The organism is Phenylobacterium sp., from assembly GCF_036563285.1.
Lineage (GTDB): Bacteria > Pseudomonadota > Alphaproteobacteria > Caulobacterales > Caulobacteraceae > Phenylobacterium.
Window position 1 is genome coordinate 55,644 of sequence record NZ_DATCMR010000002.1, and the last position, 22,206, is coordinate 77,849.

General features: G+C 69.8%; 17 protein-coding genes. 9 read left to right on the forward strand and 8 right to left on the reverse strand.

Features of this window, described 5'->3' with window-relative positions; genetic code table 11:
* Window positions 1–57 precede the first annotated feature (57 nt).
* From VIL76_RS00560 to VIL76_RS00570, 3 genes are all read left to right on the forward strand, one after another.
* Window positions 58–1,326 carry an MFS transporter gene (locus VIL76_RS00560; protein WP_332043029.1) on the forward strand — a complete coding sequence of 423 codons (1,269 nt, stop codon included), beginning with the start codon at window positions 58–60 and terminating at the stop codon, window positions 1,324–1,326.
* Window positions 1,327–1,629: 303 nt separating this feature from the next.
* Entirely contained in the window at window positions 1,630–6,282 is a 4,653-nt protein-coding gene (gene gltB, locus VIL76_RS00565; protein WP_332043030.1) for a glutamate synthase large subunit, read from the forward strand.
* A 20-nt stretch (window positions 6,283–6,302) separates the two neighbouring features.
* Window positions 6,303–7,739 carry a glutamate synthase subunit beta gene (locus VIL76_RS00570; RefSeq protein ID WP_332043031.1) on the forward strand — a complete coding sequence of 479 codons (1,437 nt, stop codon included), beginning with the start codon at window positions 6,303–6,305 and terminating at the stop codon, window positions 7,737–7,739.
* Here the strand turns inward: VIL76_RS00570 and VIL76_RS00575 are convergent.
* From VIL76_RS00575 to VIL76_RS00610, 8 genes are all read right to left on the reverse strand, one after another.
* Entirely contained in the window at window positions 7,736–8,287 is a 552-nt protein-coding gene (locus VIL76_RS00575) for a DUF4142 domain-containing protein (RefSeq protein ID WP_332043032.1), read from the reverse strand. The two genes, VIL76_RS00570 and VIL76_RS00575, sit on opposite strands and share 4 nt — an antisense overlap.
* A gap of 161 nt (window positions 8,288–8,448) precedes the next feature.
* On the reverse strand, window positions 8,449–9,621 hold the full coding sequence (locus VIL76_RS00580) for a glycosyltransferase (protein ID WP_332043033.1): 1,173 nt from the start codon (window positions 9,619–9,621) through the stop codon (window positions 8,449–8,451).
* Between the two features lie 7 nt (window positions 9,622–9,628).
* A complete protein-coding gene (locus VIL76_RS00585; RefSeq protein ID WP_332043034.1) occupies window positions 9,629–11,053 on the reverse strand; it encodes a hypothetical protein in 1,425 nt (474 codons plus the stop codon).
* Between the two features lies 1 nt (window position 11,054).
* Window positions 11,055–11,573, reverse strand: coding sequence for a protein-tyrosine phosphatase family protein (locus VIL76_RS00590; protein ID WP_332043035.1), 519 nt, complete (start codon window positions 11,571–11,573; stop codon window positions 11,055–11,057).
* Window positions 11,574–11,577: 4 nt separating this feature from the next.
* Window positions 11,578–12,498 (reverse strand): beta-xylosidase, encoded by a 921-nt coding sequence (locus VIL76_RS00595; protein WP_332043036.1) that lies wholly within the window; start codon window positions 12,496–12,498, stop codon window positions 11,578–11,580.
* Window positions 12,495–13,277: a TIGR04290 family methyltransferase gene (locus VIL76_RS00600; protein WP_332043037.1), complete on the reverse strand. Its 783-nt coding sequence runs from the start codon at window positions 13,275–13,277 to the stop codon at window positions 12,495–12,497. The genes VIL76_RS00595 and VIL76_RS00600 overlap by 4 nt, the downstream gene beginning before the upstream one ends.
* The gene (locus tag VIL76_RS00605; protein ID WP_332043038.1) at window positions 13,274–13,870 is read right to left on the reverse strand and encodes a histidine phosphatase family protein; all 597 of its coding nucleotides are present in this window, start codon (window positions 13,868–13,870) and stop codon (window positions 13,274–13,276) included. The genes VIL76_RS00600 and VIL76_RS00605 overlap by 4 nt, the downstream gene beginning before the upstream one ends.
* Window positions 13,867–14,991: an inositol-3-phosphate synthase gene (locus tag VIL76_RS00610; RefSeq protein ID WP_332043039.1), complete on the reverse strand. Its 1,125-nt coding sequence runs from the start codon at window positions 14,989–14,991 to the stop codon at window positions 13,867–13,869. The genes VIL76_RS00605 and VIL76_RS00610 overlap by 4 nt, the downstream gene beginning before the upstream one ends.
* A gap of 570 nt (window positions 14,992–15,561) precedes the next feature.
* Between VIL76_RS00610 and VIL76_RS00615 the strand changes: the two genes are divergently transcribed.
* The 6 genes from VIL76_RS00615 to VIL76_RS00640 are packed head-to-tail and all read left to right on the forward strand — an operon-like array spanning window position 15,562 to window position 22,156.
* Complete coding sequence (locus VIL76_RS00615) at window positions 15,562–16,674, forward strand: NAD-dependent epimerase/dehydratase family protein (RefSeq protein WP_332043040.1); 1,113 nt, start codon at window positions 15,562–15,564, stop codon at window positions 16,672–16,674.
* Window positions 16,671–17,738 carry an SDR family NAD(P)-dependent oxidoreductase gene (locus VIL76_RS00620; RefSeq protein WP_332043041.1) on the forward strand — a complete coding sequence of 356 codons (1,068 nt, stop codon included), beginning with the start codon at window positions 16,671–16,673 and terminating at the stop codon, window positions 17,736–17,738. Before VIL76_RS00615 ends, VIL76_RS00620 begins: the two co-directional genes overlap by 4 nt.
* Before the next feature lie 38 nt (window positions 17,739–17,776).
* Window positions 17,777–18,865, forward strand: coding sequence for a glycosyltransferase family 4 protein (locus VIL76_RS00625; protein WP_332043042.1), 1,089 nt, complete (start codon window positions 17,777–17,779; stop codon window positions 18,863–18,865).
* Window positions 18,862–19,959, forward strand: coding sequence for a CgeB family protein (locus VIL76_RS00630; protein WP_332043043.1), 1,098 nt, complete (start codon window positions 18,862–18,864; stop codon window positions 19,957–19,959). Before VIL76_RS00625 ends, VIL76_RS00630 begins: the two co-directional genes overlap by 4 nt.
* Complete coding sequence (locus tag VIL76_RS00635) at window positions 19,959–21,053, forward strand: CgeB family protein (protein WP_332043044.1); 1,095 nt, start codon at window positions 19,959–19,961, stop codon at window positions 21,051–21,053. Before VIL76_RS00630 ends, VIL76_RS00635 begins: the two co-directional genes overlap by 1 nt.
* Window positions 21,050–22,156, forward strand: coding sequence for a CgeB family protein (locus VIL76_RS00640; protein ID WP_332043045.1), 1,107 nt, complete (start codon window positions 21,050–21,052; stop codon window positions 22,154–22,156). Before VIL76_RS00635 ends, VIL76_RS00640 begins: the two co-directional genes overlap by 4 nt.
* Window positions 22,157–22,206: the final 50 nt, after the last annotated feature.

Here is a 22,206-nt window from a genome sequence, read left to right on the forward strand (position 1 = left end):
GACGCTACAGCGCCCGGCTCTTCCGATGAGCCGGGCGTCCTTCCTTCCGGAGTCATCATGGCCGAGACCGCCGTCGCCGACCGAAAGGCCGCGCGCTACCGCCTCACCGTGCTGGCGGTGCTGATCCTCGCCTACACCTTCAACTTCCTGGACCGGCAGATCCTCGGGATCCTCGCGGGCTCCATCAAGAAGGACCTCGGCCTCACCGACAGCCAGCTTGGCCTGATGGGCGGGCTCGCCTTCGCGCTCTTCTACACCGGCCTGGGCATCCCCATCGCCTGGCTCGCCGACCGCGGCAGTCGCACCTGGATCATGACCGGCGCGCTCGCGCTCTGGAGCGGCTTCACCGCGCTGTGCGGCTTCGCCGGCGGGTTCTGGCAGCTCTTCCTGTGCCGCATGGGCGTCGGCGTGGGCGAGGCGGGCGGCGTCGCCCCGGCCTATTCGCTCATCGCCGACTACTTCCCGAAGGCGCAGCGGGCCCGCGCGCTGGCGGCCTATTCCTTCGGTATTCCGATCGGCTCGGCGCTGGGCATCCTGTTCGGCGGCCTGATCGCCGCCGCGATCGATTGGCGCATGGCCTTCATCATCGTGGGCCTCGCCGGTGTGGCGCTCGCACCGATCTTCCGGCTCATCGTCAAGGAGCCGCCCCGCGGCGCGATGGAAGGCCCGGCGCCCGCCCAGGCTCCGGCCGCCGGCGGCGCCCGCCGGCTGCTCGCCAAGCCCAGCTTCTGGCTCATGTCCCTGGGCGCCGCCGCCTCCTCGGTCTGCGGCTACGGCATCGCCTTCTGGCTGCCGTCCTTCTTCGAGCGCAGCCTCGGCATGAGCCTGGTGGACCGATCGTTGTTCCTGGGCGCCATCACCCTCGTCGGCGGCCTCATGGGCGTCTGGGGCGGCGGCTGGCTCGGCGACCGGCTGGGGCAGGCGAGCCGGCGAGCCTATGTGCTGGTCCCGGCCGCCGCCTTCCTGATCGCGCTGCCGTGCTTCTTCCTCGCGGTGCAGGCCCAGTCGCTGCCGCTGGCTTTCGTCCTGTTCCTGATCCCGCAGGGCCTCAACCTGATGTGGCTGGGCCCGGTGATCACCGCGGTGCAGCACCTCGTGCCGGCGGCGCAGCGCTCGACGGCCTCGGCGCTCTTTCTGTTCGTCAACAACCTGATCGGGCTGGGGCTCGGCACCTGGTACTTCGGCGCCGTCTCCGACGCGCTCACGCCCCGCTTCGGCGACGAGGCGCTGCGCTACTCGATCTACTCGGGCCTCGGCTTCTACGTGCTGAGCGCCGCTCTTTTCAGCATCGCGGCGCTGAAGCTGCCCAAGGATTGGGTGGATTGAGGCTGTCACAGACCGAATTCATTCGTGAATGAATTCGGTCTTGATTTTTGCGCTGCAGCATGGAAATTGGAGGGGCCCTTCGGGGCGTTTCCTCCCTATGACTTACAGGCCGCGCCCTCACGGGTGCGGCCTTTTTTTCTGCCCGCCGCGCGCCCCCCGGCTGACGCGGCCCTAGCATTAGAAAAATCTTCCTCCAGTTCAGCTTTCGGCCCATCGACAAGGGCTGATCCTGCCCTGTAAATGCCCGCGATTGCGCGCAACGGCCCGTCTGGCCGCGTTTCGGCGCGCCCGATGGGGATGAAGATGCGTCTGCCCGAGCGGCAAGGTCTGTACGATCCGGCGAACGAGCACGACGCGTGCGGCGTGGGCTTCGTAGCCAACATCAAGGGCCGCAAGTCCCATGAGGTCGTCAGCGCGGGCCTGCAGATCCTGGTCAACCTCGACCACCGAGGCGCCGTGGGCGCCGACCCGCTGGTGGGCGACGGCGCGGGCATCCTCATCCAGATCCCCGATGCGCTCTACCGCGCCTGGGCGGACGGCGAGGGGATCAGCCTGCCGCCAGCCGGCGAATACGCCGTCGCCATGTGCTTCCTGCCGCGCGACGAGGAATGCCGCACGGCGGCCGTCGCGCAGTTTGAGCACTTCCTGACCGTCGAGAAGCAGCCGCTGCTCGGCTGGCGCGACGTGCCGGTGGACACTACGGGCCTGGGGGAGGCGGTGCTCGCCTCCATGCCGGTGATCCGCCAGGCGTTCATCGGCCGCGGACCGAAGATCCGCGACCAGGACGCGCACGAGCGCAAGCTGCTGGCCATCCGCAAGCAGACCCAGAACCCGCTCGTCGAGCTCGCGAAGAAGCGCGACATGCCGGGGCTGGCCGAGCTCTACATGCCGTCGGTTTCGACCCGCACGGTGGTCTACAAGGGCCTGCTGCTGGCCCATCAGGTCGGCAGCTTCTACAAGGACCTGCAGGACGAGCGGACCGAGAGCGCGCTCGCGCTGGTCCACCAGCGGTTCTCCACCAACACCTTCCCGTCCTGGCGCCTGGCGCACCCCTACCGGTTCATTGCGCACAATGGCGAGATCAACACCGTCCGCGGCAACGTGAACTGGATCAACGCGCGCCGCCGCTCGCTGGAAAGCGACCTGCTGGGGCCCGACCTCAACAAGATGTGGCCGCTGATCCCGCACGGGCAGTCGGACACCGCCTGCCTGGACAATGCGCTCGAGCTGCTGGTGGCCGGCGGCTATCCGCTGGCGCATGCGGTGATGATGCTGATCCCAGAGGCGTGGGCCGGCAACCCGCTGATGGATCCCAAGCGGCGCGCCTTCTACGAGTACCACGCCGCCCTCATGGAGCCCTGGGACGGGCCGGCCGCCGTGGCGTTCACCGACGGCCGCCAGATCGGCGCCACGCTCGACCGCAACGGCCTGCGCCCCGCCCGCTTCATCATCACTGACCAGGACCATGTGATCATGGCCTCCGAGGTCGGCGTGCTCGACGTTCCGGAGGAGCGGATCGTCCGAAAGTGGCGCCTCCAACCCGGCAAGATGCTGCTCATCGACATGGAGGAGGGCCGCATCATCGAGGATGAGGAGATCAAGCGGACCCTCGCCGAGGCGGCGCCCTACGAGGAGTGGCTGTCGGAGACCCAATTCAAGCTGGAGGAGCTCAAGCTCAGCGCCCCGGTCGAGGACCCGCGCGAGAACGATCCCGACGCCCTGCTCGATCGCCAGCAGGCCTTCGGCTACACCCAGGAGGACCTGGCCTTTTTCCTCGAGCCCATGGCCAAGGCCGGCGACGACCCCATCGGCTCGATGGGCCACGACACGCCGATCGCCGTGCTCTCAAAGCGGCCCAAGCTGCTCTACGAGTACTTCAAGCAGAACTTCGCCCAGGTCACCAACCCGCCGATCGACCCGATCCGCGAGGAGCTGGTGATGAGCCTAGTCTCGATGATCGGGCCGCGGCCGAACCTGCTCGGCCGCCAGGCCGGGAACCACAAGCGCCTCGAGGTCAGCCAGCCGATCCTCACCGACGAGGACCTGGCCAAAATCCGCAGCGTCGAGGAACTGCTCGACGGCTCGTTCCGCACCGCGACGCTGGATGCCACCTGGTCCGCGGAAGAGGGCTCCGAGGGACTGGAGAAGGCGCTTGGCAAGCTCTGCTGGGACGCCGTCGACGCCGTCCTGCTGGACCACAACATCCTGATTATCTCGGACCGGGCGACCTCGGCCGAGCGGATCCCGATCCCGGCGGCGCTCGCCACGGCGGCGGTGCACCACCACCTGATCAGCCGCGGCCTGCGCATGCAGACCGGCCTCGTCATCGAGACCGGCGAGGCGCGCGAGGTGCACCATTTCTGCGTGCTGGCGGGCTATGGCGCCGAGGCCGTCAACCCGTATCTGGCCTTCCAGACCATCGAGCAGCTGCGCCAGCAGAACGACCTGACGGTCTCGGCCTACGAGGCGCGGAAGAACTACATCAAGGCGGTGGGCAAGGGCGTGCTGAAGGTGATGTCCAAGATGGGCATCTCCACCTACCAGTCCTACTGCGGCGCCCAGATCTTCGACGCGGTGGGGCTCTCGTCAGAACTGGTGGACCGCTACTTCACCGGCACCGCCACGACCATCGAGGGCGTCGGCCTGCAGGAGCTCGCCGAGGAGTGCGTGCGGCGGCACCGCGACGCCTACGGGGACGCGCCGATCTACAAGTCCATGCTCGACGTGGGCGGCCAGTACGCCTGGCGCCTGCGCGGCGAGGCGCATGCCTGGTCGCCGGAGAGCGTCTCGCGCCTGCAGCACGCCGTGCGCGCCAATCTGCCCGACGAGTACCGGCAGTTCGCCCGCAGCATCAATGAGCAGTCGGAGCGCCTGCTGACCCTTCGCGGCCTGATGCGCTTCAAGACCGCCGCCGAGCCGATCCCGCTGGATGAGGTCGAGCCGGCCGCCGAGATCGTGAAGCGGTTCTCGACCGGCGCCATGTCCTTCGGCTCCATCAGCCGCGAGGCGCACACCACGCTCGCCATCGCCATGAACCGCATCGGCGGCCGCTCGAACACGGGTGAGGGGGGCGAGGAGAGCGACCGCTTCAAGCCGCTGCCCAACGGTGACTCCATGCGCTCGGCCATCAAGCAGGTGGCGTCGGGCCGGTTCGGGGTGACGACCGAGTATCTGGTCAACGCCGACGACATCCAGATCAAGATGGCCCAGGGCGCGAAGCCCGGGGAGGGCGGCCAGCTGCCCGGGCACAAGGTCGACAAGAACATCGCCCGCGTCCGTCACTCGACCCCGGGCGTGGGCCTGATCAGTCCGCCGCCCCACCACGACATCTATTCCATCGAGGACCTGGCGCAGCTCATCCACGACCTGAAGAACGTGAACCCCGTCGCGCGCATCAGCGTGAAGCTGGTGTCGGAGGTCGGCGTCGGCACCGTGGCCGCCGGGGTCGCCAAGGCGCGCGCCGACCACGTGACCATCTCCGGCTTCGAGGGCGGCACGGGGGCAAGCCCGCTGACGTCGCTGACGCACGCCGGCTCGCCGTGGGAGATCGGCCTTGCGGAGACCCAGCAGACCCTGCTGCTCAACGGCCTGCGCACCCGCATCGCCGTGCAGGTGGACGGGGGCCTGCGAACCGGTCGCGACGTGGCCATCGGAGCCCTCCTGGGCGCCGACGAGTTCGGCTTCGCAACTGCGCCGCTCATCGCGGCAGGCTGCATCATGATGCGCAAGTGCCACCTGAATACCTGCCCGGTGGGGGTGGCGACGCAGGATCCGGTGCTGCGCGCCCGCTTCACTGGCCAGCCCGAGCACGTGATCAACTACTTCTTCTTCGTCGCCGAAGAGCTGCGCGAGATCATGGCCCAGATGGGCCTGCGCACGCTCAACGAGATGATCGGTCGCGTCGACCTTCTCGACATGAGCCCGGCGGTCGACCACTGGAAGGCCCAGGGCATCGACCTCTCGCGCCTGCTCTACTCAGCCCCCGCGCAGGGGCAGAAGGGCCTCTGGAACATGGACCGCCAGGACCATGGCCTCGGGCGTGCCCTGGACCACACCCTGATCGCCGACTGCCGCGCCGCCATCGACGACGCCAAGCCGGTGCGCGGGGACTACGCCATCCGCAATGTGAACCGCACGGTGGGCGCCATGCTCTCCGGTGAGATCGCGAAGCGGCACGGCCATGGGGGCCTTCCGGACGACACCATCCAGCTTAAGTTTCGCGGCAACGCCGGCCAGAGCTTCGGCGCGTTCGCCGCGCGCGGGGTGACCCTGGAGCTGATCGGCGACGCCAACGACTACGTGGGCAAGGGACTCTCCGGCGGACGCGTGATCGTGCGCCAGCCGGCCGAGGCGCGCCGCGAGCCCACCCGCAACATCATCGTCGGCAATACGGTGCTCTACGGCGCAATCTCGGGCGAAGCCTACTTCGAAGGCGTGGCCGGCGAGCGGTTCGCCGTACGCAACTCCGGCGCCGTTGCGGTGGTGGAAGGCGTGGGCGACCACGGCTGTGAGTACATGACCGGCGGCGTCGTCGTGGTGCTGGGCGACACCGGTCGCAACTTCGCCGCCGGCATGAGCGGCGGCATCGCCTATGTCTACGATCCCCGCGGCCGTTTCCGGGAGCTGTGCAACTTGGCCATGGTCGAGCTGGACCACGTCGGTCCTGCCCAACAGCCGCCGTTCAGCGCCGCCGAGGAGCCGTTCCGCCCAAGCCAGCGCGCGCTCTCGGTCGACAACAACGGCATGGGCGACATGCTTCGGTTCGACGCCGAGCGTCTGCGCATCCTTGTCGAGCGCCACCACCTGCACACCGGCTCGACCCGCGCCGCCGAAATCCTCGACAACTGGGACGAAGCGCTGAGGAGCTTCGTCAAGGTGATGCCCACCGACTACCGCCGCGCGCTCCTGGAGCTCGCGACCGAACGCGAGACGGCTGCCGCTGTCGCCGCTGAATAAGAGCCGGGGAGAGTAAGAGTATGGGCAAGCCCACCGGCTTCCTCGAGATCGAGCGCACCGACCGCGGCTACGACGCGCCCGCCGAGCGGCTGAAGACGTGGAAGGAATTCGTCCACCCGCTGCCGGAAGCCCAGCTTCGCCAGCAGGCGGCCCGCTGCATGGATTGCGGCATCCCGTTCTGTCACCAGGGCTGCCCGGTCAACAACCAGATCCCCGACTTCAACAACCTGATCTACCGGGACCACTGGAAGCACGCGCTCGACAACCTGCAGTCCACCAACAACTTCCCGGAGTTCACCGGCCGCATCTGCCCGGCGCCCTGCGAGGCGTCCTGCACCCTGAACATCCAGGACACCCCGGTCACCATCAAGACGATCGAGTGCCAGATCATCGACCGCGGCTGGGACGAAGGCTGGATCAAGCCCGAGCCGTCGCCGCGTGGGAGCGGCAAGCGCGTCGCGGTGGTGGGCTCAGGCCCGGCCGGCCTTGCCTGCGCCCAGCAGTTAGCCCGCGCCGGCCATGCGCCCACCGTCTTCGAGAAGTCGGACCGGATCGGTGGCCTGCTCCGCTACGGCATCCCCGACTTCAAGATGGAGAAGCACCTCATCGACCGCCGCATCAAGCAGATGGAGGGCGAAGGCGTGATCTTCCGCTGCGGGTTCGAGGTCGGGAAGGACGTCTCGGTCCAGCGCCTGCTCGATGACTACGACGTCCTGGTAATGGCCGGCGGTGCGGAGGACCCGCGCGACCTGCCGGCCCCGGGCCGCGACCTGGCGGGCGTGCACTTCGCCATGGAGTTCCTGACGCAGCAGAACAAGCGCAACGCCGGCGACGCCGAGGAACAGGCCGCGCCGCAGGGCACGCTGTCGGCAGCCGGCAAGCACGTCGTGGTCATCGGCGGCGGCGACACGGGCTCCGACTGCATCGGCACCTCGAACCGCCACGGCGCGCTGTCGGTCACCCAGCTGGAGATCATGCCGAGGCCTCCGGAGCGGGAGAACAAGCAGGTCACCTGGCCCGACTGGCCTCTGAAGCTGCGGACCTCCTCCAGCCACGAGGAGGGCTGCGAGCGCGAGTTCGCCGTCGCCACCAAGCGCTTCGTCGGCGAGGGCGGCCGCGTGACCGCCATCGAGTGCGTTCGCCTGGAATGGCGCGACGGCCGCATGCACGAGGTCGAGGGCTCCAACTTCGAGCTGAAGGCCGACCTCGTGCTGCTGGCCATGGGCTTCGTCGGCCCGCGGCACGACGGCTTCGTGCAGCAGGCCGGCGTCGAGCTTGATGGCCGCGGCAACGTAAAGGCCAACGTCGACGACTACCGCACGTCCACGGAGAACATCTTCACCTGCGGCGACATGCGGCGCGGGCAGTCCCTGGTGGTCTGGGCGATCCGCGAGGGCCGCCAGTGCGCCCGTGCCGTCGACGAGTACCTGATGGGCGCGACGAAGCTGCCGCGCTAGCCGCCGCTGCCGCCGCCGCCAGCCATGTGCTGGACGTGCTGCAGGTGCTGCTGCACGGCGGGCACGATCTGCGCCGCCGTGGCGCGTAGCGCGGCGTTGTCGCCGCCCTGGGCGTAGCCCTGGTGGAGGGCGAGCGCCTCCTGGTGCGCCATCAGCTGCTGCTGGGCGTAGAGCCGGTCGAAGCCCGCGCCGCTGGCGCCCCGAAGCGCCCTGAGCAGGCCCGCGCGGCGCGCATCGAGCGGCGGCGGCGGGGGCGGGCTGGCGCCGGACGACATCACCGCCTGCATCAGCTGCTGGGTGGTGGTGGTGTGGTCGCGGACCATCATGGCGCCGAACTGGCGGACGCCCGCGGCGCTGCCCTTGGACTGGGCGAGCTCGCCCGCCTGGATCTCGTACATGTCGGCCCGTGCGGCCTCCGCTAGGTAGGCGCCCATGGTGGTCGGCGCGGCGGCCGCCGGCTGGGCCATGCCGCCGGAGTCCATCCCGCTGGCGCACGCGCTCAGCGCAAGCAGCCCGGCCATGGCCGTGGCCTTGAAAAACGTTTGCATTGCATCCCTCCTGGAGGCGGAGAGGGGCCGCCTCACACGAAGGACAACGGGAGGTAGAGGGCGCTGTTCCGGCACGCGTCAATTGCCAGTCCGGTTCTGGCTCCGGCGTCGCCCGCCTGTCGGCCCGTCCGGCGCAGGCCGGGCGGACGTGGGGGTTGCGCTTAAGCCGCCTGCTTCAGCGCCTTTACCAGCTTGCGCGCGCGGTCGGCCCAGCGGTGCTCGGCCTGCGCTTTCTTCGCGCCGGCGCGGGCGATGGCCGCCAGCCGCGCCTCGTCGCCGAGCAGCGCCATCAGCTGACCGGGGGCCTTGTCCATCTGCGGCCAGGCGAACAGGGCGATCTCGCGCCCGGCCTTGAAGGCGTCGGCGTAGTACTTCGACTCGTCGGAGAACACCGCCGCCCCGGCGCACATGGCAGTGAACACCCGCTCGTGGCCGCCGGCGACGAAGCCGTTGTTGATGTTCAGCACCACGCGCGCGCGGCGCAGCAGGTGCAGGGTCTCCTCGAACGAGCCTACGCCTCCATAGGTGAAGCTCGGCTGCCGGTCGACGAGCGGCTCCCAGCCGTGACCCCAGACGTGCAGCGGGACGCCGGCCTCGCCGAGCACGTTCAGCAGCCGCTCGCGGTGGTAGGCCTCTGCGAAGGCCTGCGGCGGCTTCAGGAGCGGGAGGCACTCCGTGAAAAGGTCGGGCGTCAGCGTCGCGCCGAGATCCAAGAGCGCTGCCTTGAACGCCTCCATTACCGGCAGCCGCGCATCGGCCGCCATGCGCTGCGCCACGAGCTCACAGATGGACCTCGCGGGTGTGTCGGCCCAGTCGCGCCACGGCAACTCCGGCGCGCCTCGGTAGGTGCCGGTGAACAGCACCGGTATGTCGCGGCGGGCGAAGGCCTCATCGGAGAGGTCCGGCGGATCGCCGAGTTCGTTGCCGCCGGGTGGCAGGAACCCAAGGTGCGCGTGGCCGCGCGCCTGACCCGACGCGGTCATGAACTGCACGTGGCTGCGGTCCAGGAAGAAGCTCACCTTCTTGCGCGCCGGCGCGGCGAGGCGGGCCTGCATGTGCAGCGGGTGGTCGACGTACAGGGACACATAGCTGGCGCCGAGCCGGTCGTAGGCCGAGGCGCCGCCGACGGTCCAGTCGGCTCCCACGCCCGCGAAACCGAGATAGACCTCGCTGGGCGCGTCGAGGCAGCCCTGCAGCAGGGCGAGCTGGTCGCCCGCCATGAGATCGACCACGCGCGTCACGTGCCCCTGCTCGGCAAGGGCGGCGGCCAGCTGGTCGATGTGCAGGCGCAGAGAGCCGTACTGCGACTGTCCCTTGAAGAGCGTGATGTGCACGCCCCGATTAGTCCACCGATTCCGTCACGCCTGCGAGTTGCGCCAGCCGCTCGCGGTAAGGCGCCGCCTCCCCGCCGAACATCACTGCGCGGCCGGCCTGGAAGGCGGGGTAGGCGACCTCGCAGAGCTGCAGCATCACGGGATCTGCGCCCACCTCGGCGGCGAGCCGCGCCGTCACGGGCCGCGAGAGGCCCAACTCCATCGCGGCGCCGGCGGCGTCCCAGGCGATGTCCTGAGGACCTACTAGGTCGTGCGCCGCTGAACCATCCAGCGCGTCGAGCTTCAAGCCGCCGAGCCAGTTCGCCGCGTGCAGGCGCGCGTCGACGTGCACCGCATGCGGGCGCGCACGATCGAGCGGCAGGGCGGCGAGCCGCGCCTGCACGGCCTGCCCGGCGACTTCGCCGAGCAGCTCGGCGGTGTTGATCCGCGCCATCTCGGCCAGCTCGGTCGGAGAGCCGCCGGGCGCGGCTGGGAAGCGCTCCCGCCGGAAACGGAGATAGGCGGCGAGGCGTCGGGGTGTCGGGCGGGCCGCCGGTCCATCGATCCGCCGCTGGAGGAGGAAGCCTTCGCGGAGCGCCAGCGGCTCGGGTGTGAAGCCCGCGGCGTGGAGCGCCTGCGCGCGGACGAGCTTCGCCTCCCCGAACGCGCCGAGACCCACGAAGCAGCGCGTCGTCGGTCCCGGGATGTCGTCGAAGGACGGCGGCTCGGCGGGCGACACCAGCCGGGTTGCGCGCCGCCATCGCGCGCGATGCGCGGGCGAGGCCTCCGGACCGAGGTCGCCGTCGTGACCGGGCAGGAAGACGATGCGACCGGGGGAGACGCCCAGCGCCTCCAGCAGGTCGGCGGCTGAACCGAACGAGCTGCCCGAGAGCCCCGGCCCCTCGTCGACGATCGCGAACGGGCCGCCGTGCGCGGCCAGCCGGCCGCTCAACGCGGGCGCCAGTCGGAGCTCCCGTCGGAACGGGTCGCCCGTGGGGCGGACGGTGATGACGTCGGTCGCGCGTGCGGCCGCGGCGACGACGGCTGCGAGGCTCGTGCCGATGCTGCGCAGGCCGATCACAAAGGGCGGCCCGCTCCACGCGTGGCTTGCGGCCGCGTGGGCGTAGCTCTGCGGGTGCAAGCCGTAGAAGGCGTAGCCCTCGGGCGTCTTCACTGAGAGGTGCGGCGGCAAGGGCAGGGCGGCCAACGCCCCGATCTGCGAGCGAGCGTCCTCCCGCCTCGCTACGGCGACGCAGAGCGCCATGGCCGCCTGCTGCAGGGGCGTGTCCTCGTCCTGTCCCCGCGCCCCGAACTCGACGTCGGCGAATCCCTGCGCCAGTTCGCCAGCCTCGATCAGGGCGTGCAGACGGTTGCCGCCGACCAGCGCCGAGGCGATCGTAGCCAGCTTTTCCCGAGGGTCCTCCCGCCTGGGCTGGTCGCCGTAGACCAGCACGTCAGGCGCGCTGGACGAGGTGGCGGTAGGCGACGGCCTTGAAGGCCTCGAAGGTCGGCGGCCGCGCGTCGGGCGCTCGTCGCGCCATCCAGGCGATCCAGGCCTCGTATTGCGCCGGGGAAGGGGAGACCAGCGCGCGCACGTCCTTGGCGCGCGTGAGCGCCGCCATAGGGCTCCAGCCGCGGTCCACCAGGACGCACAGCGCGACTGTCGCGGAGCGGCCGATGCCGTGCTCGCAGTGGACGAGGAGCTTCAGCCCATCGGCCCGAGCCTCCGCGGCGAAGGCTACGCCCGCGTCGAGCTTCGGCTGCGTCAACGCATGGTGGTCGTCCGTGGGCAGGTGCAGGAAGCGCACCCCGCATGCCGCGAGCTCCTCACGGTCGTCGCAGGACTCGGAGCGGACATCGATCACTGCGCCCACGCCATGGTCTGAGGCGAGAGCGGCGGCCTTGCCGGCCGGAAAGCTGCCGCCGACCGCCAGGTCGTCGGTGACCCAGCTGAGGTTCGGCGACCACTTCACTGACCTACTCCGCGGCCACGGCTGTAGGCTTCACGCTCGCCTGGCCATACCGGCGGATCATCCGCGCGCAGAACTCGGCGAACTCCTCGGCCACCTGCGGCGGGCTGGTGTGGTGCGGCTCGATCCCGCGGTGCTCGGGCGTGAAGCAGAAGGTGACGGTGACCTCGAAGTCGGCGAGCGCCTCCATCTGCCGGTCGAACCACGCGTCGGCCTCGGGGCGGAAACTGTCGGCCCAGGAGAGGCCGGTGCGCAGGTGGCGGACGCCCAGCCGCTTCATCCAGGCGACCGCCTCGTCGAGCCGGTGGTCGTGGTAGTGGAACCACTGGCACAGGCCCATCTCGGCGGCATAGGGCGCATAGGCCTCCAGCGACGGCTTCGGCGTCCCGTCCTCCCGCAGCAGGCCCATGTGGAAGTGGCGGTAGTAGGAGCTGCCCTCCGCCTCCTTGTGCCGGGTGGTCGCTTCCCAGGTCTTCGGCAGGTCGTAGAGCGAGTACCAGTGGATGCGCGGGACCTTGCCGATCAAGAGGTCGGCGGTCTTCTTCACGCCCCAGGCCTGCACTTCCTCCGAGCCGAAGGAGGAGACGCCCACCTCGGTGATCCAGATCGGCTTGTCGGTGACGGCGCGGATCTCGTTCACCTTCGAGGGCCACTCGTCGATCTGCCAGAGGTTCCAGTCCAGCGGGAAGCCGTGGAGCGCGATTACGTCCACGTGCTCCATCACCCCGCGCTCGGCGAGCCGCTTCACGAAATGCGGATCGATCGGGCTCATCCCGCCCAGCACGCGCGTCAGTCCGGGCTGCTCGGCCGCAATCGCCTGGCCGGCCAGCCTCGTCATGTTGGCGAACAGGTCCCACTCGGGATCGAGGTTCGGGTCCCAGTGCGACTTGTTGTTGGGCTCGTTCCAGATCTTGGCGGCTTCGATCACGAGTGGCCCCTCCCGTTGCCGTTCGTCTTGGGCTTCGCCGGATAGACCGCGCCCATGGGCTTGGGTCGCTCGCTCACCCGGCAGATGAACACCTCTTCCTCCGGATGCTCGACGACTTGGAACCCGGCGCTCCTCAGCATGGCCGCCGAGCACGCCTCGTTGGGCGCCCACCAGTTGGTCCAGTCGTTGGCGTATTCGTGCTCGATGAAGTGCATCTTCGGGTATGTCGGGTCGTCGAAGTGGTCCTGCTCGAAGAAGTCGTAGTTGGCGCGCACCGGGTGCTCGCCGGCCGTCCCGCGCTGCATGGACTGGAAGATCAGCAGGTCGCGGCAGACGTTGTCGTGGATCAGGTCCAGCGCCAGCAGCGGATGGCGCAGGTGGTAGAGGACCCCCATGAACAGGACGACGTCGAACTTCTCGCCAAGCGAGGCCACGTCGTAGACGCTGAGCTGCCGGAACTCGATGTCCATGCCCTTCACCTCGGCGGCAAAGCGAGCCTGCTCGAGGTAGCGCTCGTCGAAATCGACCCCCAGCACGCGGTCGGCCCCGCGCCTCTTCATCTCGAGCGAGTAGAAGCCGCCGTTGCAGCCGATATCGAGCACCGTCTTGCCGGTGAGATCCTGCGGGATGGCATGTTGGAACGTCTTCCACTTCACGTTCGGGTAGTCGTTCAGGAAGTGGTTGGGCGCGGTCTGCACGCCACCCAAATCGATGTTGTGGAACCAGTCGCCGAGCGCGGCGGCGCGCTCGCGGATCTGCTCCGCGGAGAATGACGTCATCTGGGAGCCTCGTTCACGCTCAACACCTTGGTTCCCCAGTCGCCCACGGCGAGCGCGCTCACCGAGCCTGGGTTGATCTCGATCGACGCATGGCGGTCGATGGAGAAGCCGAGCGCGTCGGCCAGCACGGCCTTGATCACGTCGGCATGGCTGACCGCGGCGACGCGGCCGCCCGGATGGCGGACCTTCGCATCGTCGAGGAAGCCGCGCAGCCGCGCCTGCACCTCGTCCATAGTCTCGCCGCCCGGTGCGCGCGTGCCGGCGCGGGCGTCGTTCCAGCGCCGCCAGTGGTCGTCGCCGTCGAGCTCGGCGAAGGCCTTCCCGGTCCAGTCGCCGAAGTCGATCTCCAGCAGGCGCTCGTCCACCCGCGGCTCCAGGCCCAACGCTTCGGAGAGCGCCGCCGCCGTCTCCTGCGTCCGCTGCACCGGGCTCGTGTAGAGCGCTTCGACACGCTCGGCGCGCAGCCGCTCTGCGGCCGCCTGCGCCTCGCCGCGGCCGCGGTCGTTCAGCGGCACGCCTTCCATGCGGCCGGAGATCACGTGTCCCAGATGGTCGGTGGAGCCGTGGCGCACGAGAAAGACTGTGGTCGTCACGACGCCAGCTGCACCGCCGCCCGCGTCTTGGGTTGGACGGCCGGCTCCTCGCCCGCGATGAACCGCTCCGTCCGCTCGCGCGCCTCGTTGTCGGTGTACTGCTCCGGCGGCGACTTCATGAAGTAGCTGGAGGGGGCGAGCAGGGGCCCCGCCAGGCCACGGTCGAGGCCCAGCTTGGCGCAGCGCACCGCATCGATGACGATGCCGGCGGAGTTGGGGCTGTCCCACACCTCGAGCTTGAGTTCCACGTTCAGCGGCACGCCGCCGAAGGTGGTGCCTTCCACACGGATATGCGCCCACTTCCGGTCCGTAAGCCACGGCACGTAGTCGCTCGGGCCCACGTGGATGTCGTTCTCCTCCAGGGGCACGTCGAGCTGGCTGGTCACCGCCTGGGTCTTGGAGATCTTCTTCGACGCCAGCCGCTCGCGCTCGAGCATGTTCTTGAAGTCGGAGTTGCCGCCGAAGTTCAGCTGGTAGGTGCGGTCGATCCGCACCCCGCGTTCGCGGAACAGGTTGGCCAGCACACGGTGCACGATGGTGGCGCCCACCTGGCTCTTGATGTCGTCGCCGATGATCGGCAGCCCGCGCTTCTCGAAGCGCTTGGCCCATACCGGGTTCGACGCGATGAACACCGGGATGCAGTTGACGAAGGCGCAGCCCGCCTCCAGCGCCTGCTGGGCGTAGTACTCCGTCGCCCGCTGCGAGCCGACCGGCAGGTAGGACACCAGCACCTCGGCGCCTGAAGCGCGGAGCGCCTCGGCGACGTCCACCGGCGCCTCGGCGGACTCCTCTATGTCCCCGGCCATGTACTGGCCGATGCCGTCGAACGTGGGGCCGCGCAGGACCTTGACGCCGCTCTTCCGGGGACGGTCGAATACGAAGGTGTTGTTGGGTTCGGCCAGGATCGCCTCACCGACGTCGCGGCCGACCTTGCCGGCATGGATATCGAAGGCCGCGGCCACTTCGATGTCGCCCACGTGGTAGCCGCCGAGCTCCACATGCATGAGCCCAGGCGGCGGCTCGTTGGCCTCGGCGCGCCCATAGAAGCTCAGTCCCTGCACCAGCGAGGAGGCGCAATTGCCCACCCCGACGATGCCCACGCGTACCTTCTTGCGGCTCATGTGACCCCCGTTCCGCCCCACTCCCCAGGGCGAGGTAAGTACCTCTGAGCAAGAACAGCTTGGCCTAAGGTTTGTTCCTTCAACTATCCACAAGGGACGTAGTTATCTTAGGATAATAGTCTCCGATCCGTCATTTGCTTGGGAACCAAGCTGTCAAATGATCAGGGCGGCCCGATCACGAGAATTTGGGGGCTTTGAAAACTTCCCGTTGGAACCAACACTTAGGGCTGACAGGGAACTTACATGAAGATGAAGGGTTAGCTTGGCGGGTGTGTAAGGCGAGGGACCGCCATGGGCCAGGCGAGGAATTTGACGCGTGACGGCCAAATCCTAGCCGGGTCGCGCGCCGAGAACCATAGGCCTCATCGGGTAATGGCTAACGCAGAATTCGCGGCTCAGGCGAGTCTCCGTTTGGCGATGCCACCGCTCCTCGCGCACCTGGCGGCGAATTCCTCCGATCCCGCACCTGAATTCCTCGAACATCCGGAGCTCGCGACAGCCGCGGGCGCCGCGATCGCCGGCCGTAAGATCGGCCGGGTCCTCGTCCTCCGCAAAGGTTGAGTCGCGCACATGGCAGAGACAATCCTCATTACCGGCGGCGCCGGCTTCATCGGGCGCCACCTCGCCCAGGCCCTGCTCGACCGCGGCGACCGCGTCCGGGTGCTCGACAGCCTCATCGAGCAGGTCCACCCGACCCGCTCGCGGCCTGAAGAACTGGCCGCCGATGTGGAGCTGATCACGGCCGACGTGCGCGACGAGGCCGCCGTGCTTCGTGCCCTGAAGGGCGTCGACAAGGTGGTGCACCTGGCCGCCGAAGTCGGCGTGGGCCAGAGCATGTACGCGGTCGACCGCTACACCTCGGTCAACGACTACGGCACCGCCGTACTCTTCCAGCAGCTGATCGACAATCCGGTCGAGCGGGTGGTGGTGGCCTCCTCCATGTCGATCTACGGCGAGGGGCTCTACGTCGGCCGCGACGGGCGCAAGTACGAGGACGTGGTCCGTGAGGGCCGCAACCCCGACGGCACCTGGGACCCGCTGGACGACCAGGGCCGCCCGCTGATCCCGGTGCGCACGCCAGAGACCAAGCCCAGCGCCCTGAAGAGCGTCTACGCCATCGGCAAATATGTGCAGGAGCGCCTGACGCTCACGCTCACCAAGCAGTACGGCATGGGCGGCTCGGCGCTGCGTCTGTGGAACGCCTACGGCCCCGGCCAGGCGCTCTCCAATCCCTACACCGGCGTGCTCGCCATCTTCGCCTCGCGCATCGCCAACGGGCAGAGCCCGATGGTCTTCGAGGACGGGCAGCAGAAGCGCGATTTCGTCCACGTCCGCGATGTCGCCCGCGCGTTCCTGCTGGCCATGGACAAGCCCGAGGCCGACGGCGAGGTGTTCAACATCGGCTCCGGCGTCGACCGCTCCGTCGAGGAAGTGGCCCTCCTGCAGGCCGCCGCCATGGGCCGCCCGGACCTGGAGCCTGAGATCGCCGGCAAGGCGCGGGCCGGCGACATCCGCCATTGCATTCCGGACCTGACGAAGGCGCGCGAAGTGCTCGGCTACGAGGCGCAGGAGGACTTCTCCGAAGGTCTCGCCGAGCTCGCCGAGTGGGTCGCCCGCCAGGAGGCGGAGGACCGCGTCGTCGAGGCGCGCAAGGAACTCGAAATGCGGGGTCTCGTGGCATGAGCAAGCGTCCTGTCCTGGTCACCGGCGGCGCCGGCTTCATCGGCTCCAACCTGGCCGACCGGCTGGCGCGCGAAGGCCACAAGGTCATCGTCTTCGACGCGCTGACCCGCGATGGCGTCGAGCGCAACCTCGCCTGGCTGAAGCGCCGCCACGGCGACCAGATCATCCACATGGCCGCCGACATCCGCGACACCCGCGCGGTGAACGAGGCCGTGCGCGAGTCCCAGGCCGTCTTCCACCTCGCCGCCCAGGTGGCGGTGACCACCAGCATGGTCGATCCCGTAGAGGACTTCGAGGTCAACATCCTGGGCGCGATGAACGTGCTGGAGGCGGCGCGCCGCAGGGGCGCCCGCACGCCGGTGATCTTCGCCTCCACCAACAAGGTCTACGGCGACCTGGCCGACGTGCCGCTGGAGTTGTCCGGCGACGCCTACCGGCCGGTGGACGCCGCGCTGCGCGTCCGTGGAGTCAGCGAGAGCCGGCCGCTCGACTTCCACACCCCCTACGGCTGCTCCAAGGGCGCCGCGGACCAGTACGTGCTCGACTACTCGCGCAGCTTCGGCCTGCCGACCGCGGTGCTGCGGATGAGCTGCATCTACGGCCCGCGCCAGATGGGCACCGAGGACCAGGGCTGGGTCGCCCACTTCCTGATCCGCGCCCTGGAAGGCGAGCAGATCAGCATTTACGGCGACGGCAAGCAGGTGCGCGACATCCTCAACGTCGCCGACGCCGTCGACGCCTACATGGCCGCCTGGAAGAAGATTGACCAGGTCAGCGGTCGCGCCTTCAACCTGGGCGGCGGTCCGGCCAACGCGGTGAGCCTGGTGCAGCTGCTCGGCTACATCGAGGAGATCACCCACCGCAGCGTGGACCTGCAGTTCTCGGAGTGGCGGCCAGGCGACCAGCGCTACTACGTCTCCGATCCCTCCGCCGCGCGGCGCGAGCTCCAGCTCGCCGAGCCCATCGACTGGCGCACAGGGGTCGCGGGCCTCGCCCAATGGCTGGCCGGCGAACGGCGCGAGGTCGGTGACGACCGCGTCGCGCAGGTGGCGGCCGTCGGATGACGGCGGCGCCGCCGCGGTTTGGAGCGCCGCGCGTCCTCATGACCACGGACGCGGTGGGCGGCGTCTGGACCTATTCCATCGACCTCGCCCGGGGCCTTGCCCGAGCCGGCGTGGAGACGGTCCTCGTCGTCCTGGGCCCTTCGCCGAGCGCCGACCAGCAGGCCCAGGCGCGCGCGGTCCCGGGTCTGGAGCTGATCGACACCTGCCTGCCGCTCGACTGGACCGCCACCGAGCCTGCGGAGATCCTCGAGGTCGGCGCAGCGCTGCGCGGCCTGGCCAGGGGCAGGGCGGTGGACCTGATCCACCTGAACAGCCCGGCGTTCGCCGCAGGCGGCGGCTTCTCCGCGCCGGTGGTGGGCGCCTGCCATTCCTGCCTCGCCACCTGGTGGAGCGCGGTGAAGGACGGGCCGATGCCCGTCGACTTCCGCTGGCGCAGCCAGTCGCTGTGGCAGGGCATGCTGGCGTGCGACGCCCTTGTGGCGCCTACGGCCGCGTTCGCCGAGGAGACCGCCCGGGCCTACGAGCTCCCGCGGCCGTTCGTGGTCTGGAACGGTCGGGCGCAGGCCCCCTCCGCCGTCGTCCGCCGCCACCCGATGATCTTCACCTCCGGCCGGCTGTGGGACGAGGGCAAGAACATCCGCGTGCTCGACGAGGCGGCGGCGCTGATCGAGGCGCCGCTGCAGGCCGCCGGCCCCCTCCAGGGCCCCAGCGGCGGCCCGGTGTCGCTGCGCCACGCCCAGGCGCTGGGACGGCTCTCGCACGACCAGGTCGCCCGCTGGCTGGCGCGTGCCCCGGTGTTCGCCTCGGCGGCCCTCTATGAGCCATTCGGGCTCGGTGTGCTGGAGGCTGCGCAGGCCGGCTGCGCCCTGGTGCTCTCCGACATTCCGACCTTCCGCGAGCTCTGGGACGGCGCCGCGGTCTTCGTCGAGCCCAACGACCCGCAAGGCTTCGCGCAGGCCTTTCGAGAGCTGCTGGCCGACCCGGACAGCGCCGAGCGGCTGGGAGCCAAGGCCCGCACCCGCGCGGCGGCCTACAGCGTCCAGGCGATGAGCGACGGCGTGCTCGCGGTCTACCGCCAGCTCAGGCCCGCAGCCTTCCTTCAGACGGCGGAGACGGTGGCGGCATGAGGGTCGTCTATTTCACCCACTCCCTGGCCTCCTGCTGGAACCACGGCAACGCCCACTTCCTGCGCGGCGTGCTGCGCGACCTGATCCGCCGCGGCCACGACGTGGAGGTCTACGAGCCGGCCGGCGCCTGGAGCCTCCAGAACCTGCTGGCCGACCACGGGGAGTCCGGCCTCGAGCCCTACCGCCGCGCCTATCCTGAGCTCTCCTCGACCGCCTTCGACACCACGCCGGCGCTCGAGGGCGCCGACCTCGTGATCGTTCACGAGTGGAACGACCCGGCCCTGGTCGCCGAGATCGGCCGCGTGCGGGCGCGGGGAGGGCGCTTCACCCTCCTGTTCCACGACACCCATCACCGCGCCGTCAGCGACCCCGACGCCATCCGCGCCTTCGACCTCTCCGGCTACGACGGCGTCCTGGCGTTCGGCGAGACGCTCGCCGAGGTTTACCGCCGCTGGGGCTGGGGTGACCGCGTCTTCGTCTGGCACGAGGCCGCCGACGTGGCCCTCTTTCATCCGCCGGCGGTCGAGGGCGAGCGGCAAGGCCTCGTATGGATCGGCAACTGGGGCGACGGCGAGCGCACGGCCGAACTGGAATCGTTCCTGATGGCGCCGGCCGAGGCCGCCGGGCTCTCACTCGACATCTACGGCGTCCGCTATCCGGATGAAGCCAAGGCGATGCTGGCCCGCTACGGCGCCCGCTACCTGGGCTGGCTGCCAAATGCCCGCGCGCCGGAGGTCTTCGCCAGGCATCTCGCGACCGTGCATGTGCCGCGGCGGTTCTACGTCGAGGTGCTCCCCGGCATCCCGACCATCCGCGTCTTCGAGGCGCTGGCGTGCGGCATCCCGCTCGTCTCGGCCCCCTGGTCGGACGCCGAGAACCTGTTCCGTCCAGACGAGGACTATCTGGTCGCCCGCGATGGCGCGGAGATGGAGCGCCACCTGCGCGCGCTCGCCGCCGATCCCGACCTGCGCGCGGCCCTGGTCCGCTCGGGCCTGGAGAGCATCCGCGCCCGCCACACCTGTTCGCACCGCGTCGACGAGCTCCTCACCGTCGTCGCCAAGCTTGCGGCCCCCGCGGCCCTGGAGACCGCCTGATGAAGATCGCCTTCTACGGCTCGAGCCTGCTGTCCGCTTACTGGAATGGCGCGGCCACCTACTACCGCGGCATGCTCTCCGAGCTCGCCCGGCGCGGCTACGACGTCACCTTCTACGAGCCCGACGCCTTCGACCGGCAACAGCACCGCGACATCGACCCGCCGGAGTGGGCGAGGGTGGTGGTCTATCCCGCCACGCCCGAAGCCTGCCGCGAGGTGATCGCCCGCGCCGCCGAGGCCGACGTGGTGGTCAAGGCGAGCGGCGTCGGCGTCTTCGACGACGAGCTGCTCGTCGGCGTGATGGCCGCCGCCAGGCCGCACGCGGTGAAGATCTTCTGGGACGTGGATGCGCCCGCCACCCTGGCCGAGCTGCGCGCCGACTCCAGTCGGCCGTTGCACCACGTGCTGCGCGAGCTGGACCTCGTGCTGACCTACGGCGGCGGACCGCCGGTCGTGGCTGCCTACGAAGGCTTCGGCGCCCGTATCTGCCGTCCGATCTACAACGGCCTGGATCCCTCGACGCACCACCCGACTCCGGCCGATCCGAGGTTCGTTGGCGACCTCAACTTCCTGGCCAACCGGCTGCCCGACCGCGAGGCGCGCGTGGAGCGCTTCTTCCTCGAGCCCGCGGCGAAGCTGCCGAACCGCCAGTTCCTGCTGGGGGGCAACGGCTGGGACGACAAGCCCATGCCGCCGAACGTGCGCCGGATCGGCCACCTCGGCACCGGCGACCACAACGCCTTCAACACCTCCTCTCTCGCCGTGCTCAACGTCGCGCGCGACTCCATGGCCGACGTCGGCTTCTCGCCGGCCACGCGCGTGTTCGAGGCCGCCGGCGCCGGCGCCTGCCTGATCACCGACGCTTGGGAGGGCATCGAGCTGTTCCTCAATCCGGACGAGGAGGTGTTGGTCGCCCGCGACGGCCAGGACGTGGTCGATCAGGTCGCCGCGCTGACGCCAGAGCGCGCGCGGGCCATCGGCGAGGCCGCCCGACAGCGGATCCTCTCGGAGCACACCTACGCTCGCCGCGCGGCCGAGGCCGACGCCCTGATCCGCCGTGAGGCCGTCGCCAAGCCCGAAAGGAGCCTCGCGTGAAGCTGGTTGTCCTGGGCCTCAGCCTCTCCTCCTCCTGGGGGAACGGCCACGCCACCACCTACCGCGCCCTGCTGCGCGCCTTCGCCGAGCGCGGCCACGAGATCCTGTTCCTGGAGCGGGACGTCCCCTGGTACGGCGGCGCCCACCGCGACCTGGCGCGGCCTGACTTCTGCGATCTTCGGCTCTACGCCGATCTGGGCGCGCTGCACCTGCGCTGGCGCGAGGCCGTCGAGCAGGCCGACGCGGTGATCGTGGGCTCCTACGTGCCGGACGGCGTCGCCGTCGGACGCTGGGTGCAGAAGACCGCCCGCGGCGTCACCGCCTTCTACGACATCGACACCCCGGTGACGCTCGCCAAGCTGGCCGGCGGCGACCACGAGTACCTCACCCCGGAGCTGATCCCGGGCTACGACGTGTATCTCTCCTTCACCGGCGGCCCGACCCTGCGCCGGCTCGAGAAGCACTACGGTTCGCCCGCCGCCCGGCCGCTCTACTGCTCGGTGGACGCCGAGGTGTACCGGCCGCTCGACGAGCCCCGCCGCTGGGACCTCTCCTACCTCGGCACCTACAGCCCGGACCGACAGCCGACGCTGGAGCGCCTGCTGATCGAGCCTGCGCGGCGCGCGCCGCACCTGAAGTTCTGCGTGGCGGGGCCGCAGTACCCGGCCGACATCGACTGGCCCAAGAACGTCGAGCGCCTGGAGCACGTGCCGCCCGCCGAGCACCCGGCCTTCTACGCCGCCAGCCGCTTCACCCTGAACGTCACCCGCGCCGACATGATCGCCGCCGGCTGGAGCCCCAGCGTACGCCTGTTCGAGGCCGGCGCGTGCGGCGTGCCGATCATCTCCGACGTCTGGCAAGGGCTGGACGCGCTGTTCCGCCCCGACGACGAGATCGTGCTCGCCGAGACGTCCGACCAGGTGATTCACACGCTCACCCGCACCAGCGAGCCCGCCCGTCAGGGCATGGCCTTCGCCGCGCGCAGCAAGATCCTCAAGGCCCACACCGCCGCCCACCGCGCGGCCGAGCTCGAAACCCACCTGGAAGAGGCCATCGCGGTCTGCGGCGTGCGTACACGTCTGCAGGTGACAGCCGCCGAATGATGGGACCTGGAACTCCGCCGCGGCTGGGCCATTGCAGCCTTGCGGGCCCG